Source organism: Exiguobacterium sp. s163, from assembly GCF_018617135.1.
GTDB classification, from domain to species: domain Bacteria; phylum Bacillota; class Bacilli; order Exiguobacteriales; family Exiguobacteriaceae; genus Exiguobacterium; species Exiguobacterium profundum.
This window is the reverse complement of the sequence record NZ_JACSJN010000001.1, coordinates 189,261-204,535: the sequence shown is the minus strand read 5'-3', so window position 1 is coordinate 204,535 and position 15,275 is coordinate 189,261. Positions and strand designations below refer to the sequence as shown.

The 15,275-nt window shown below is 48.4% G+C and carries 15 protein-coding genes; 12 read left to right on the top strand and 3 right to left on the bottom strand.

Going from position 1 to position 15,275, the window contains the following annotated elements; all coding sequences use genetic code 11:
- Window positions 1–5: 5 nt before the first annotated feature.
- The 4 genes from KNO71_RS01085 (at window position 6) to spo0A (ending at window position 3,869) form a co-directional block, all read left to right on the top strand.
- Entirely contained in the window at window positions 6–821 is an 816-nt protein-coding gene (locus KNO71_RS01085) for a TlyA family RNA methyltransferase (RefSeq protein WP_012726568.1), read from the top strand.
- A gap of 155 nt (window positions 822–976) precedes the next feature.
- Entirely contained in the window at window positions 977–1,426 is a 450-nt protein-coding gene (gene ahrC, locus KNO71_RS01080) for a transcriptional regulator AhrC/ArgR (protein ID WP_012726567.1), read from the top strand.
- 13 nt (window positions 1,427–1,439) lie between these two features.
- Entirely contained in the window at window positions 1,440–3,137 is a 1,698-nt protein-coding gene (gene recN, locus KNO71_RS01075) for a DNA repair protein RecN (protein WP_214686934.1), read from the top strand.
- The gene (gene spo0A, locus KNO71_RS01070) at window positions 3,138–3,869 is read left to right on the top strand and encodes a sporulation transcription factor Spo0A (protein ID WP_074036711.1); all 732 of its coding nucleotides are present in this window, start codon (window positions 3,138–3,140) and stop codon (window positions 3,867–3,869) included.
- A gap of 657 nt (window positions 3,870–4,526) precedes the next feature.
- Here the strand turns inward: spo0A and KNO71_RS01065 are convergent.
- Entirely contained in the window at window positions 4,527–4,775 is a 249-nt protein-coding gene (locus KNO71_RS01065) for a DUF2627 domain-containing protein (protein WP_031423346.1), read from the bottom strand.
- Window positions 4,776–4,908: 133 nt separating this feature from the next.
- On the opposite strand from KNO71_RS01065, the gene KNO71_RS01060 reads away from it, so the two are divergent.
- From KNO71_RS01060 to KNO71_RS01025, 8 genes are all read left to right on the top strand, one after another.
- The gene (locus tag KNO71_RS01060) at window positions 4,909–6,546 is read left to right on the top strand and encodes a sigma 54-interacting transcriptional regulator (protein ID WP_078147100.1); all 1,638 of its coding nucleotides are present in this window, start codon (window positions 4,909–4,911) and stop codon (window positions 6,544–6,546) included.
- Window positions 6,547–6,667: 121 nt separating this feature from the next.
- On the top strand, window positions 6,668–7,564 hold the full coding sequence (yqiS, locus tag KNO71_RS01055; RefSeq protein ID WP_214686932.1) for a phosphate butyryltransferase: 897 nt from the start codon (window positions 6,668–6,670) through the stop codon (window positions 7,562–7,564).
- A gap of 25 nt (window positions 7,565–7,589) precedes the next feature.
- Window positions 7,590–8,711, top strand: a complete 1,122-nt coding sequence (locus KNO71_RS01050; protein ID WP_012726561.1) for a Glu/Leu/Phe/Val family dehydrogenase — start codon at window positions 7,590–7,592, stop codon at window positions 8,709–8,711.
- A 1-nt stretch (window position 8,712) separates the two neighbouring features.
- Window positions 8,713–9,804, top strand: a complete 1,092-nt coding sequence (buk, locus tag KNO71_RS01045) for a butyrate kinase (protein ID WP_214686930.1) — start codon at window positions 8,713–8,715, stop codon at window positions 9,802–9,804.
- A complete protein-coding gene (lpdA, locus tag KNO71_RS01040) occupies window positions 9,788–11,197 on the top strand; it encodes a dihydrolipoyl dehydrogenase (protein WP_047795201.1) in 1,410 nt (469 codons plus the stop codon). The genes buk and lpdA overlap by 17 nt, the downstream gene beginning before the upstream one ends.
- A 12-nt stretch (window positions 11,198–11,209) precedes the next feature.
- A complete protein-coding gene (locus KNO71_RS01035) occupies window positions 11,210–12,217 on the top strand; it encodes a thiamine pyrophosphate-dependent dehydrogenase E1 component subunit alpha (protein ID WP_371816089.1) in 1,008 nt (335 codons plus the stop codon).
- A complete protein-coding gene (locus KNO71_RS01030) occupies window positions 12,217–13,194 on the top strand; it encodes an alpha-ketoacid dehydrogenase subunit beta (RefSeq protein ID WP_078147095.1) in 978 nt (325 codons plus the stop codon). The genes KNO71_RS01035 and KNO71_RS01030 overlap by 1 nt, the downstream gene beginning before the upstream one ends.
- Window positions 13,195–13,206: 12 nt before the next feature.
- A complete protein-coding gene (locus KNO71_RS01025) occupies window positions 13,207–14,526 on the top strand; it encodes a dihydrolipoamide acetyltransferase family protein (RefSeq protein ID WP_251026301.1) in 1,320 nt (439 codons plus the stop codon).
- Between the two features lie 40 nt (window positions 14,527–14,566).
- Here the strand turns inward: KNO71_RS01025 and KNO71_RS01020 are convergent, their stop codons facing one another.
- The gene (locus KNO71_RS01020; protein ID WP_078147092.1) at window positions 14,567–14,782 is read right to left on the bottom strand and encodes a hypothetical protein; all 216 of its coding nucleotides are present in this window, start codon (window positions 14,780–14,782) and stop codon (window positions 14,567–14,569) included.
- Window positions 14,783–14,802: 20 nt separating this feature from the next.
- On the bottom strand, window positions 14,803–15,177 hold the full coding sequence (locus KNO71_RS01015; protein ID WP_143180241.1) for a hypothetical protein: 375 nt from the start codon (window positions 15,175–15,177) through the stop codon (window positions 14,803–14,805).
- Between the last annotated feature and the right edge of the window lie 98 nt (window positions 15,178–15,275).

Genomic DNA, 15,275 nt, shown 5'->3' with positions numbered 1-15,275 from the left:
GGATTATGGAAAAAAGAAAGAAAACTAGATTAGATGTATTGCTCGTCGAACGTGGACTTGCTGAAACACGGGAAAAGGCAAAACGGTCGGTCATGGCCGGTCTCGTCTATAGTGGGACAGAACGTCTAGACAAGGCGGGCGATAAAGTGTTTGATGATATCCCTCTCGAAGTGAAGGGTCAAGTTCTTCCTTATGTTGGACGTGGCGGCTTGAAACTCGAGAAAGCGCTCGACGTCTTCCCGCTCGATGTCTTTGGACGAGTCGGAATCGACATCGGCTCATCGACGGGTGGGTTCACGGACTGTGCGCTTCAAAACGGCGCGACTCAAATGTACGCGGTCGATGTCGGCTATAATCAGCTTGCCTGGAAACTACGGAGCGATGATCGCGTCGTCGTCATGGAGCGGATGAACTTCCGCCACGCGACGGCCGATCAGTTCCCGATTCAACCAGATTTCGCAACGATTGACGTCTCCTTTATCTCGCTTCGTCTGATGGTGCCGCCGCTGAAACAAATCTTGAAGCAAGACGGTGTCGTCATGGCGCTCGTCAAACCTCAATTTGAAGCAGGGAAGGCCGATGTCGGGAAAAAAGGAATTGTTCGGGACCGTAACGTCCATGAACGAGTCGCAAGCGATATGGTCCGATACTTCGCATCGGAAGGCTTCTTTGTCGAAGCGCTGGATTACTCTCCGATCACTGGAGGGGATGGGAACATCGAGTTTCTTCTCTTCGCTCGGTATACGGGAGTAGGTGGCGTCTCGCCATCGCTACAAGTCGAAGAGGTCGTAAATGCGGCCCATGCCAAACTGAAGGGATAAAATGATGCTACAGACCTCGTTGTCTGTAGCTTTTTCCTTTACTCGTCTACTAGATGGGGAATGGTGGAAATCCCACCTGGAATGCTAGACCTTTTTTCGACAATACTTTAGAATGATAATGTGTATGTGAAACGAAAAATGAGGTGTCAGCGCTTATGAACAAAGGACAGCGATTGATTAAAATTCGAGACATCGTGACGAATCGAGAAATCGAGACGCAAGATGAGTTGGTGGATGAGCTACGTCGCTCGGGGTACCCAGTCACACAGGCAACCGTGTCTCGGGATATTAAAGAGTTACATCTGGTCAAAGTCCCATTGAACGATGGACGATATAAGTACAGTCTGCCTGCCGATCAACGCTTTAATCCATACGGGAAAATGAAGCGAATCCTTAGTGACAGCTTCGTCTCGGTCGATTCTGCACAAAATTTGGTCGTCATGAAAGTGCTCCCGGGAAATGCTGATGCAATCGGCGTCTTGATTGATCATCTATCATGGGATGAATTGATTGGGACGGTGTGTGGAGATGATACGATTTTAATGATTGCACGCGACGAAGAGAAGGCGAAGCAAATCATCGATCGACTACTCGGAATGTTATGAGGTGAACGTACGTATGTTAGCAGAACTATCAATCAAACAGTTTGCGATTATTGACGAATTAAACATTCCGTTTAATCGAGGTATGACTGTGCTCACGGGTGAGACAGGTGCCGGTAAATCGATCTTGTTGGATGCGATTGGATTGCTTGTTGGAGGACGTGGCTCAAGTGAGTTCGTGCGATATGGTCAAGATAAAGCTGAAATCGAAGGTCTGTTCATGATTGAACCGGATCACCCGGTCATCGAAGCGGCCGAACAATATGGCATCGATGTTGAAGATGGGACAGTCATCTTACGTCGAGACCTACATAGTAGCGGGAAGAGCGTCTGCCGTGTGAACGGGAAAATGATGCCGCTCTCGACGTTACGGGAGTTCGGACGGCTACTGGTCGATATTCACGGTCAACATGAACATCAACATTTAATGGATGCGGAATTTCACCTTGGCATATTAGACCATTTCGCCGAAAAAGAAATCAGTCCGTTAGTCGAGGAATATCAAACGGCATTTGCGGCCTGGAAACAAGTCGCCGATGAATTGAAGCGTCTTAGTCAAAGTGAGCAGGAGCTTGCTCAACGAATGGATCTTTTGTCGTTTCAAACGAAAGAAATCGAAACGGCTGAATTAAAAGTTGGGGAAGAACAGGCGTTGACAGAAGAACGGGATGAATTGGCCAACTTTGAACGCATTCATCAACACATTCGTCTCTCGTATGAGGCGGTTGCCGAGGAGTCAAATGGACTCGATCAAATCGGAGTGGCGATGCGCGAGATGGAAGAGGCGTCACAGCTCTCTTCGTCTTTGACATCTGTATCGGAGACAATCTCTAACGCTTATTATTTGTTGGAGGATGCAAAGTTCCAACTCCGGGACCAGTTAGATTCGCTCGAATTTGACCCGATTCGATTGGATGAGATTGAGTCACGATTGGCTCTTTTCCAGCAATTGAAACGAAAGTATGGGACGACCATCGAAGAAGTCATCACCTATGGCGAACAAGTGTCGGATGAATTGAAGTCGATGACGAACCGGGAAGAGCATTTACAAACGCTCTCAGATGAACTCATTCGATTAGAGCAAATTGCAAGAGAAGCTGGCATGAGACTGTCTTCAGCGCGTAAGATGGCTGCGGAGTCGCTTCAGCATGCGATTCATCGAGAGTTGAAAGAACTATATATGGAAAAAACAGCGTTCGAGGTCCGTTTTAAAACTACATCGCTTAAACAAGATGGTTTAGATGACGTAGAGTTTTACATGATGACGAACGTTGGAGAACCGTTCAAACCGCTCGCAAAAGTCGCTTCAGGAGGAGAACTTTCCCGTGTCATGCTCGCACTCAAATCAATCTTTTCAAGAACGGTTGGAGTGGCCTCCATTATTTTTGACGAGGTCGACACAGGGGTCTCTGGACGTGTCGCGCAGGCGATGGGTGAAAAAATCTTCCGACTTTCTGTCGGCTCTCAAGTCCTCTGTATCACGCACTTGGCACAAGTTGCTGCGATGGCAGACCAACATCTTTACATTACGAAAACCGAAACGAATGAACGGACGAAAACAAATGTGACGTCCCTCGACCGTGAAAGTCGAATCGACGAATTGGGTCGCATGATTGCTGGCGCTCAAATGACAGACTTGACGAAGCAACACGTCGAAGAATTACTTGAGATGTCACAACAAGTAAAACAGAAGTTCATCAAAGGAGTGTCATAAGTGATTACATTATGTATTGCGGACGACAATCGAGAAATCGTCGATTTGTTGAGCCGACAATTAGAATCTGAGCCTGATCTTCGTGTCGTAGGTACGGCACACGATGGAGAAACATGCTTGGATGTCGTCAAGACACACCAACCGGATGTACTCTTACTCGATATTATCATGCCGCATTTGGATGGAATCGGAGTATTGCAACGCCTAAATGAAGAATTAGGTGATGACAAACCGGAAGTGATCATGTTGAGCGCGTTTGGAAAAGATGAAGTGACGAAACAGGCCGTGCAACTCGGGGCCTCTTATTTTCTCGTCAAACCGTTCAATATTCAACAGTTATTAACGAAAATTCGTGAATTGTCAGAAGGAACAAATCGAGAATTCGACGGAATGACGCCAGAAGAAATTGAAATCTCACTCCTGCTTCAGCAACTCGGAATCTCTCCGCGAATCAAAGGGTTCAAGTATATCCGTCAAGCTGTCATTTACGTGCGAGAACGCCAAGATTTGCTCGGTCTCATCACGAAAGAATTATATCCGATGGTCGCAAAAGAGCATGAGACGACATCTTCTCGTGTAGAACGAGCAATGCGTCATGCAATCAAGACGGCATGGGAGAACGGCATGCGCGATCATGAGATGTTCGAAGGGCGACCGGAGCGTGAGCGAAGCCCGAAAAACTCGGAGTTTATCTCGTACTTCGTCACGTATGTATCGTTTAAGAATAATTGAATCATTTCATGAGGACTAAGTCGTGATGGGACTTAGTCTTTTTTAATGAAACAATTACTTTAAGATTTATTTACTTTATGAAAGAAAGCGCTTGCAAAATGGTAGGCCTTTGTTATAATAAAGATGTACCAAGTTACTTGGACAAGCGTCAGATGAACGCTTTTCAAACTTGTTCCGGAGCAACGTTTGAAGAAACCAAATCATCTCGGTTCGCTATCCGATTATAGCTCAGAGGTGGGAACGACACCTCAAGTCGTTAATGTCCCGACGTGAGGTCGCGACAGTCGCTCATTCGCGAGGCGATTCTATCATCAACTCGAAGCTAGGGGTTGATATAGGAAAAAACAATCGTTCAGTTAACCAAAAGGAGTGTTGTCAACCGTTGAACAGTTTATGGCAAGCGTTCGACTTCACGATGGATGGTTCGACATGATCCGATAAGTAAATCAGTTAGTAACTCGAATGGTAAGATTCCGTTCACGCAAGACGGCAGTTACTAAAGTTCTTTCATACTTCTTCATTAAGAAGACGTTGGATTTCATGTCAAAGTAAGTAACGTAGTTTGAAAGGAGATCATCCGTAGTGATCACAATTCAATATGAATAAAAGGTTCCGCACTTGAAATGAAGTCAAGTTAGGGAACCTTTTTTTGTGTGCTTATGAGTCGAGGCGTTGTACTTTTCCTGTTTTTTTGTCGCGGTTAAAAATATAGCCGGCTACAAATCCGATCCCGCCCATGGCGAGCAGAAGCCCAAAGGTCCCCTGCAACATGGAGGCGGCAGCGAGTGAATCGAACCATGAAAACGGTGCGCTCGTCTTCAAAAAGAAGCTATCACGTAGCAATTTGATTCCGTAAACACCTAATAACCCAGGGACGATTAAGATTAGAAGCGCGATAAAACGCATGCAATCTCCTCCTTTACCATACATTATTTTAACAGAAATCGATCTGTTCGACACGGTCTATTTTGGGCAGCTTGCGAATCAGGTGCGGATTCAGTAGCATGAAATAGAGAAGAATGATGATGGGGGAATATGTATGAATAAACGATTGATGATTGTGGGGGCAGGAAAAGGGGGGACCGAAGTCCTTCATATGCTGATGGATTCGCCGCTTGCAACGATTGTAGCGGTCGTAGATTCTGATACATCTGCAGAAGGAATAGCCCTTGCTAAAAGTTATGGCATATCTGTGGCGGACGATTGGAAACAGTATGCGGATGCGACACTAGATTTTGTCATCGAAACGACGGGGAAACATCAAACGTTTGAACAATTAAAAGATCATTTCAAAGATGCAGTCGTCTTACCAGGGGAATTTATTCGGATTGTGGTCGAACGATTGAAACAGAATCAACAAATGCTCGAGGCCATCATTGAATGTACGAGTGAGGCCATCTCGGTCGCAGATCATCACGGTAATACGATTTTGATCAATCCGTCTTATACACGGTTGACCGGATTCAAAAAAGAAGATGTGGTCGACAAACCAGCGACGGCAGATATCGGGATGCAGGAAAGCGTCCATTTAAAAGTACTATCGACCGGGCAAGGCGTTCGAGACATTCGGATGCAAATTGGGGCGACACGCCGAGATATTCTTGTGAATGCGGAACCGATCATCGTCGAAGGGAAGTTGCGAGGATCGGTCGGGGTCATTCGTGACGTATCTCAGATTCGTGCACTGCGTGATGAATTGCAGGAGGCAAAGACACGCATCCGGAATCTAGAAGCGAAATATCAGTTTGCCGATATCATTGCGACGAGTGATGCCATGCGATTTGTCATCGAACAGGCGAAACTTGCGGCTGTGACCCCCGTGACGGTATTGATTCGCGGAGAATCGGGAACAGGAAAGGAACTGTTCGCCCACGCCATTCATGGAGAATCTCCTCGAAAATATAAAAAGTTCATTCGCGTGAACTGTGCGGCGATTTCACCGACGCTACTTGAAAGTGAGCTATTCGGTTATGAAGATGGAGCCTTCAGTGGGGCTAAACGTGGTGGGAAAACAGGATATTTCGAAGAAGCGGATGGCGGTTCACTCTTTCTAGACGAAATCGGGGAGCTCCCCCTTGATGTCCAAGTGAAGCTCTTACGTGTCCTCCAAGAAAATGAAATTGTCCGAGTCGGAGGGACGACGGCAATCCCAATCGATGTCCGGATCATTGCCGCAACGAATGCCGATCTCGAACAAAAAGTAGCAGACGGAACATTCCGGGAAGATTTGTATTACCGAATCAATCGGATGCCGATCCATATCCCACCATTACGTGAGCGATTAAATGAACTCGAGGCACTATGTGAACGGATAATCCGTAAACTGAATCAAGAATACGGTCGTAGTGTACGTGGCGTTGACGAAGATGCCTTAACATTACTGAAGAGCCAACATTGGAAAGGGAATGTGCGAGAACTGGAGAATGTGATTGGTCGTGCGATGATTTATATGGCAAGCTCCGAACAGTGGATTGCCCCACATCATTTGCAGTTATCCAATCGTTCCACGAGTCAAAAAGTGGTCGAATCTGGAACGTTTCACGAGGCCGTTGCAAAATATGAACGCGATTTGATTGAACGAGCAATTGAAGAGGCAAGTGGCAACAAATCAGAAGCAGCCCGCCGATTGAAGATTTCGATTCGAACATTATACAACAAGCTCGACACCACGCAATAATTTGCAGGAAAATTTATGCACGGTAAGCATTAATTTGCATGGTCATCCGCATTATAAAGCGCTTACAATTTAGGAAACAAACTTGCTTATGATATAGTGTAGAGAGCAAGGGGGGACAATGATGAATTTTGAACGGATGCTGACGAACGCAAAAGAGTTAGAAGGCTGTACCGTGTCCATTGCGGGGGCAGCGGACGAAGAAGTCATCCGGGCCGTAAAACTCGCTACGGATCATGGACTGTCACGCTTCATTTTGTTCGGTGAAGCTCGAGACATCCGAAATTTATGTGAACAGCATGGAATCGATAAGTCATCCGTCGATATTTTACATGCGAAAGGTGACGTTGAGATTGCGCGACGTGCCGCATTAGCTGTGAAAAATAAAGAGGCGGACGTCCTCATGAAGGGGATGGTGTCGACATCGACATTTATGAAAGCCGTCCTTAATCGTGAAGCTGGACTCCGTACGAAGCGGACGCTCAGCCACATCGCACTATTCCAAATTCCGAATCGTGAAAAGTTGATTGGAGTGACGGATGCGGCGATTCATATCGCACCGACACTCGAAGAGAAGGTCGAAATTATTCACAATGCGGTAGAAGCGATGCATGACATCGGTTACGAATCGCCGAAAGTCGCAGCCATTGGAGCAGTCGAGGTAGTCAATCCACAAATGAATGCGACTCTCGATGCGGCACTACTTAGCCAAATGAATCGACGTGGACAAATCAAGGGCTGTGTCGTAGATGGACCTCTCGCGCTCGACAACGCTGTCGACATGGTCGCAGCAAAGCAAAAAGGAATCAACAGTGAAGTTGCCGGTCAAGCCGATTTATTAGTCGTACCTTACATAGAGGTCGGCAACGTCCTTTATAAATCAATCATGTATTTCGCAGAGGCGAGCGTAGCGGCGATTGTCGTCGGCGCATCTGCCCCTGTTGTATTGACAAGTCGTGCCGATACTGCCGAAGCGAAGCTATATTCGCTCGCGTTCGCTTTGTTACATGCTAAACATTAATCGTACTTAACAGGAGGAATTAATCATGATGGAAACAAACACTGAGCCACGCTTCCGTATTTTTGATGTCTTACAATCTGAGGACTATGAGCAAATCGTATTTTGCCAAGACCAAGCGTCTGGACTAAAGGCGATCATCGCCATCCATGACACGACGCTCGGGCCAGCTCTCGGTGGACTACGTATGTGGAACTATGAATCAGAACAAGAGGCACTCACGGATGTGTTGCGTCTCGCAAAAGGAATGACATATAAAAATGCTGCAGCGGGTCTCAACCTTGGGGGCGGGAAGGCCGTCATCATCGGAAATGCGAAGACAGATAAATCAGAGGCGCTCTTCCGTGCATTCGGACGATATGTTCAATCTCTTAGTGGTCGTTACATCACGGCTGAAGATGTAAATACAACAGTTGCCGACATGGACTTCATTCACATGGAAACGGATTACGTCACGGGCGTCAGTCCTGCATTCGGTTCAAGTGGTAACCCTTCACCGGTCACGGCATATGGTGTGTATCGTGGAATGAAGGCTGCTGCGAAATGGAAATTTGGGACAGATTCGCTCGCAGGGAAGACCGTTGCTGTACAAGGTGTTGGTAACGTGGCCTACAACTTATGTCGCCACCTCCACGAAGAGGGTGCTCATTTGATTGTGACTGACATTAACGAGGAAGCACTCAAACGTGCCGAAGCAGACTTTGGTGCGACGGTCGTCAAACCGGATGAGATTTACGCGGTCGAATGTGACATTTTCGCTCCATGTGCCCTCGGTGCCGTCATCAACGACAAAACAATTCCACAATTGAAAGCACAAATCGTCGCAGGTGCTGCCAACAACCAATTGGCAGAAGATCGTCACGGAGACGTGCTCGACGAAAACGGAATTCTATACGCACCAGACTTCGTCATTAATGCAGGTGGGGTCATCAACGTCGCAGACGAACTTGAAGGCTACAACCGTGAACGGGCAATGAAGAAAGTCGAACTCATCTATGACAACATGATGCGCGTCTTTGAAATCGCAGAACGTGATGGCGTACCAACGCACGTTGCGGCCGATAAGATGGCGGAAGAGCGGATTCACATGATGTCGCGTTCACGCAGTCAGTTCCTTAAAGTTGAAAAAAGCATCCTAGGGAGACGCTAAGATGACAAAACGGCTAATTCTTGCAATCAACCCAGGGTCGACCTCGACGAAAATTGGATTGTTTGATGGGAAGGAGGAAGTGATGACACGCACGGTCCGACATGCGATCGATGTGACGGGTCTCACACTTCCAGAGCAGTTGCCTCATCGTGAGCAAGAAGTACGTGCCTTATTAGAAGAGACGGGCATCGCGGTCAATGATTTGACCGCGATCGTCGGTCGTGGTGGCTTGCTTGCACCAATGACGTCAGGAACGTATACAGTCAACGATCTCATGCGTGAAGATTTGACGAGCGGACGTTTCGGGATGCATGCATCGAATCTCGGTGGTCTTATCGCTTCGAAAATCGGTGGGGCTGAAGGGATTCCTAGTTTCATAGTGGATCCGGTCGTCGTCGATGAGATGGACGAGTTGGCCCGTAAGACCGGCATGCCAGAAATCAATCGTCGTAGCATTTTCCATGCCCTCAATCAAAAGGCTGTCGCGAAACGATTCGCGGCCGAAAATGGAAGCGATTACAATGAGCTGAATCTTATCGTTGCGCATCTTGGTGGGGGAATCACAGTCGGTGCCCATGCGGCAGGTCGAGTCATCGACGTGAATAATGGTCTTGACGGAGATGGACCGCTCGCGCCGGAGCGGGCAGGCTCGATTCCTGTTGGACAGGTAGTAGAACTATGTTATAGTACCAGGTATAAAGAATCGGAAATGAAAAAGAAAATTGTCGGTCAGGGCGGCCTGTTTGCTCATCTCGGTACATTCGATGCCATTGAGATTGAGCAGCGGGTCGAATCAGGAGATGATGAGGCGAGGCTGTTGTATGAGACGATGGCTTATCGTGTCGCTCAAGAGATTTCAAAACACGGCGCGACATTATGCGGTCGTGTGGATGCCATCTTACTGACGGGCGGGATTGCATATTCCGAGTGGCTGACTGAAAAAATCAAGGAGCGTGTCACTTATCTCGCGCCGGTACACGTATATCCGGGTGAAGATGAGCTTAAAGCGTTGGCTGAAGGTGCACTTCGCGTCATCGAGAAGGAAGAGACCGCACGAGTTTATGAGGGGGATGCACATGGCACGAGAATTTGATGTTGTCGTCATCGGTGGAGGACCAGGAGGATATGTGGCTGCAATCAAGGCGGCCCAGGCTGGTAAATCTGTCGCAATCGTCGAGGCGAGAAAGTTAGGTGGCACCTGCTTACATAGAGGATGCATCCCGACGAAGGCGCTTTTAAAAGCTGCACATGTCTATCAAACGGCGAAGCAAAGTGCGACGTATGGCGTGGAGACGGGAGATGTGACGTTCAATATGGAACGCGCTCAAACGTATAAGCGTGATCTTGTGGCTGGACTAGAAAAAGGAATCGAACATTTGATGAAACAAGGGAAAATCGAAGTGTTCCGCGGAAAGGCCTCTATTCTTGGACCAAGCATCTTCTCACCACAACCAGGGACTGTATCCGTTGAGGATGAAAGCGGTGAATCAGAACTGATCTTGCCGAATCAATTGATTATCGCAACAGGGTCGATTCCTCGTGAACTTCCTGGATTGCCGTTCGATCACAAACGGATTTTGAATTCGGACGACCTCCTCAATTTTGAAACGCTACCTGAATCGATTGCGATTGTCGGTGGCGGGGTCATTGGAGTCGAATGGGCGTCCATGCTCGTCGACCTTGATGTGAACGTGACATTGATCGAAGTAGGCGATCGATTACTCCCACTCGAGGACAAAGCAGTATCGCGTGAAGTGGAGCGTCTTTTGAAGAAGCGCGGAGTCCGCGTGAAGAAGAGCGTGACGGTCGACGCTGAACGAACATTGATTCACGAAAATGCAGTGGAGCTTGCTGTCGGGGAAGAGATGTTACAAGTAGACTGTGTCCTCGTCTCGGTTGGCCGAGTTGCCAACACGGAAGACTTAGGACTTCAAAACACTTCTATCGTCGTAGAGAACGGCATCATTCAAGTCGATAGTCAGTATCGGACGAAAGAACGTCATATCTTCGCAATCGGGGACTGTATCGGGAAGTTACAACTCGCCCATGTCGCGTCGGCAGAAGGTGTGAAAGCGGTCGAGACGATTCTTGGTCTTGAGCCGACACCGCTCGATTACGCGCTCATCCCACGCTGTGTATACAGTGTCCCTGAAGTCGCTTCGGTCGGTTTGACAGAAGAAGCGGCAAAAGAGGCCGGACATGATGTGAAGACTGGGACGTATCGATTCAACGGACTCGGGAAAGCGCGGATTGAAGGACAAGCCGACGGATTCGTCAAACTCGTTTCGGACAAAGAAACAGATGACCTTCTTGGTGTTCATATCGTCGGACCGAAAGCGACCGAACTCATCACAGAAGGTGGACTCGCGCTCGTCTTGAACGCGACGGCTTGGGAGATGGGACAACTTGTGCACCCGCATCCTGCACTGAGCGAAGCCTTCCAAGAAGCGGCTCTTGCCGTCGATGGATTACCGATTCACGCCTAAGGAGGAACAAGGATGGAACAGATGACTGTAAACTCATATGAAGAGCTTGGTTTAACGAAGCAAGATTTATTGGCGATGTACGAAACGATGGTACGTGCCCGCAAAATCGATGAACGGATGTGGAAGTTGAACCGCGCCGGGAAAATCCCATTCGTCGTCTCATGTCAAGGACAAGAAGCGGCGCAAGTCGGTGCGGCGTTCGCACTCGAGAAAGGGATTGATTATGTCCTACCTTACTATCGTGATGTGGCGGTCGTCCTTCACTTCGGTCAAACGTCAAGAGACTTGATGCTATCGGCATTCGCGAAAGCGGAAGATCCGAACTCAGGTGGTCGTCAGATGCCTGGTCACTTCGGATCGAAAGAACATCGCATCGTGACGGGTTCGTCTCCGGTCACGACACAAGTACCTCATGCAGTCGGGATCGCACTTGCGGCGAAGATGAAAAAAGAAGAACTCGTCACGTTCGTTTCGTTCGGAGAAGGGTCTTCGAACCAAGGAGACTTCCATGAAGGCGCAAACTTTGCAGGTGTCCATAAGTTGCCGGTCATCTTGTTCTGTGAGAACAACAAGTATGCAATCTCGGTTCCACTTACAAAACAGTTGGCATGCGAGCGCGTGTCAGATCGAGCGAAAGGATATGGCATGCCAGGTGTGACAGTCGACGGGACAGACCCGATCGCTGTCTATGCGGTCGTGAAGGAAGCGCGTGAACGTGCACTTCGCGGAGAAGGACCGACATTAATCGAAGCAGAAGTTGAACGTCTCGTGCCACACTCATCAGATGACGATGACAAAGCATACCGTTCAGCAGAAGAATTGGCAGGGTTAAAAGAGCGGGACGGCATTCAATTGTTCCGTCAACGACTTGTGAACGACGGAATCGCAACGGCGGATACACTTACTGAAATCGATGCACAAATCGATGCTGAAGTGAATGAAGCGACGACATATGCGGACAAAGCACCGTATGCATCGCCTGAATCTGCACTGGATTACGTCTATGAGGAGGAAAAATGATGAAAACGTTTATCGAAGCGATCAATGAAGCGATTCATGAGGAAATGGAGCGCGACGAAAACGTCTTCGTCGTCGGGGAAGACGTCGGCGTTCGTGGTGGTGTATTCCGTGCCACACAAGGGTTGATTGAAAAATATGGAGAGGATCGTGTCATCGACGCACCGCTCGCTGAGAGTGCGATTGCCGGAGTCGGGGTCGGAGCTGCCATGTACGGCATGCGACCGATCGCAGAAATGCAATTCGCAGACTTTATCATGCCAGCAGTGAACCAAATCGTTTCAGAAGCGGCAAAAATTCGATACCGTTCAAACAACGATTGGACATGTCCGATGGTCATCCGTGCTCCTTTCGGTGGGGGTATTCACGGGGCTCTCTATCACTCGCAATCAGTCGAGGCGATGTTCAGTTCGACGCCAGGTCTTAAAGTCGTCATTCCATCTGACCCTGTCGATGCGAAGGGATTGTTGAAAGCAGCAATCCGTTCGAACGACCCTGTTCTTTTCTTTGAACATAAGCGTGCCTATCGTCTTTTGAAGGCGGAATTGCCGACGGACGAATACACGGTTGAAATTGGTAAGGCCGCTGTCAAACGGGAAGGTGACGATATCACGATCATCACGTACGGTCTTTGCGTGCATATGGCACAAGAGGCTGCGAAAACGCTCGAAGAAGAAGGAATCAGCACGCACATCCTCGATCTTCGTACCGTCTACCCGCTCGACCAAGAAGCGATCATCGAATCGGTCAAGAAGACGGGTAAAGTGTTACTCGTGACGGAGGACAACAAAGAAGGAAGCATCATCGGAGAAGTGGCGGCGATTATCGCGGAGAAGGCGCTTTTCGAACTCGATGCGCCGATTGAGCGTTTGGCTGGCCCCGATGTGCCGGCAATGCCGTATGCACCACCTATGGAAAAATTCTTTATCGTATCCCCAGAAAAAATTGCCGAGCGGGCGCGTCAGCTCGCAGCGTTTTAAGGAGGCATCTCCATGGAACAAACGATTACCATGCCCCAACTTGGGGAAAGTGTGACAGAAGGCACGATCACGACCTATCTCGTCAAACCGGGAGACCGTGTGGAAGAATATGAACCACTCGCGGAAGTCATGACGGACAAAGTGACGGCAGAGATTCCGGCGACTAGCGCAGGAGTCGTCAAAGAGTTTCTCATTCCAGAAGGGGAGACCGTCAGCGTCGGGACACCGGTATTGACGATGGAAGTCGAGAGCGCGGAGGAAGCGGCAGTTGAGACGAAGACCGAACCGATTGCAGAAACGGCACCTGCAGAATCCGTCTCTAAGCAAGCTGTCGCCACTGCACCGAAAAAACGAAGTGGAAACGGTCGATACTCTCCTGCTGTCATCCGACTCGCCAACGAGAATGATATCGATTTGAATGAACTGAGCGGAAGCGGTCTAGGCGGTCGGATCACGCGGAAAGATATTCTTCGTTACTTATCAGAAGGACGTCCGGCATCGACTACTGAGCAAGCGACACAAGCGCCTGTCCAAGAGACGATGGTACAGACGAAGTTGGACGTTCCGACTGAGGCACCACGTCCTGTCGTTGAACCGTCACAACCGGTCGCATCATCATCGACTTCATCTGGCCGTTATGAATCGATTCCGACAGCCGGGGTACGTCAAGCGATTGCGAACAATATGGTCCGCTCGAAACACGAGGCTCCACACGCATGGCTCATGATTGAAGTGGATGTGACGAACCTCGTTGAAGCCCGTGCGAAATTGAAAGACGAGTTCATGAAACGGGAAGGTGTCAAATTGACGTTCATGCCGTTCTTCATGAAGGCAGCCATCGAAGCATTGAAGAAGTATCCGATGATGAATTCGGAGTGGGCAGGAGATCACATCAAAGTTCACCAAGACATCCATCTCTCGGTGGCCGTCGCGGCAAACGACGCCCTTTACGTACCGGTCATTCGCCAAGCGGATGAGAAGAATATTAAAGGACTAGCCGTTTCCCTTCAAGACGTGGCAACGCGAGCGCGTGAGAACCGCTTGAAGGCTGAAGAGATGCGTGGTGGGACATTCACCATCAACAACACAGGTGCGTTTGGTTCGATTCAATCGGCACCAATCTTGAATTACCCACAAGCGGCAATCCTATCGGTCGAGTCGATTGTGAAGCGTCCGGTCTGGATGAACGGGATGTTCGCGGCACGCGATATGGTCAACCTTTGTATGTCTGTCGACCATCGTGTCCTTGACGGTCTCGTCGCAGGACAGTTCTTACAAGCGATCAAGCACTCACTCGAGTCGATTGACCCAAACACATATACCGTATATTGATTAAAAAATGGAGGCGCTCCCAGTGGGGTGCCTCCATTTCTTATGAGTTATAGCCAAGGAATACCGTGAAGACGAAGCTTGCGGCTGAGATCAGTAAGAGAAGAAACGACAAGGACATGCCTATTGTGACGAGTCCTTTGGAGAGTCGTGGTTTGGATTTATATAGTGCGAACGCAAACATGAGACTGAATAGGCCGAGTGTCGTGAATAGTGTGAGTGGAATTGCTCGGTCGTAAAGAAATTGAAGTAGATCCAATGTAGAATCATCCTTTCTAATCATGCACCTTCGAATCGTCTTTGATGGACACGGTACGTCAATCTGCTGACTACGACGAACACGAGAAGGAACATCCAGTATATAAAAATATAGTTTAATGAAAATGCAGAAACCCCATCATGTCTGACCGAAGAAATCCAAAGCAAAAGGAGTGAGGTAGGGAAATGAATCAATAGTACAAGATAGGGCATGAACTTCATGAATGATAAGGCGTTTGTCGAAGGATTGCGCATGAGACACATGGCAATCAAACCAATCAGCACCTCGAGTCCACCAAGCGTGAAATAGGCGAGTGAATCAGAAAGACTGGTCTCTAGAATCGGTAAGGCAAGCGTTGCAAGACCAAGACTCCCAATCATTATTAAAGCAAACAAGATGTAGTCACCTCCAGAAAAGGGTTTATTCCATATGTTCATTGTAAAAAAATGGATGCTTAAATTCAATACCTCAGAAAAACACGCCATTCATAGAA

What these genes read in the sequence shown, in the direction of transcription:
- KNO71_RS01025 (WP_251026301.1), top strand. Translation starts at nt 13,207, where the DNA reads ATGGAACAAACGATTACCATGCCCCAACTTGGGGAAAGTGTGACAGAA.
- KNO71_RS01050 (WP_012726561.1), top strand. Translation starts at nt 7,590, where the DNA reads ATGATGGAAACAAACACTGAGCCACGCTTCCGTATTTTTGATGTCTTA.
- recN (WP_214686934.1), top strand. Translation starts at nt 1,440, where the DNA reads ATGTTAGCAGAACTATCAATCAAACAGTTTGCGATTATTGACGAATTA.
- KNO71_RS01085 (WP_012726568.1), top strand. Translation starts at nt 6, where the DNA reads ATGGAAAAAAGAAAGAAAACTAGATTAGATGTATTGCTCGTCGAACGT.
- yqiS (WP_214686932.1), top strand. Translation starts at nt 6,668, where the DNA reads ATGAATTTTGAACGGATGCTGACGAACGCAAAAGAGTTAGAAGGCTGT.
- KNO71_RS01035 (WP_371816089.1), top strand. Translation starts at nt 11,210, where the DNA reads ATGGAACAGATGACTGTAAACTCATATGAAGAGCTTGGTTTAACGAAG.
- buk (WP_214686930.1), top strand. Translation starts at nt 8,713, where the DNA reads ATGACAAAACGGCTAATTCTTGCAATCAACCCAGGGTCGACCTCGACG.
- KNO71_RS01030 (WP_078147095.1), top strand. Translation starts at nt 12,217, where the DNA reads ATGAAAACGTTTATCGAAGCGATCAATGAAGCGATTCATGAGGAAATG.
- ahrC (WP_012726567.1), top strand. Translation starts at nt 977, where the DNA reads ATGAACAAAGGACAGCGATTGATTAAAATTCGAGACATCGTGACGAAT.
- KNO71_RS01065 (WP_031423346.1), bottom strand. Translation starts at nt 4,775, where the DNA reads ATGCGTTTTATCGCGCTTCTAATCTTAATCGTCCCTGGGTTATTAGGT.
- KNO71_RS01060 (WP_078147100.1), top strand. Translation starts at nt 4,909, where the DNA reads ATGAATAAACGATTGATGATTGTGGGGGCAGGAAAAGGGGGGACCGAA.
- lpdA (WP_047795201.1), top strand. Translation starts at nt 9,788, where the DNA reads ATGGCACGAGAATTTGATGTTGTCGTCATCGGTGGAGGACCAGGAGGA.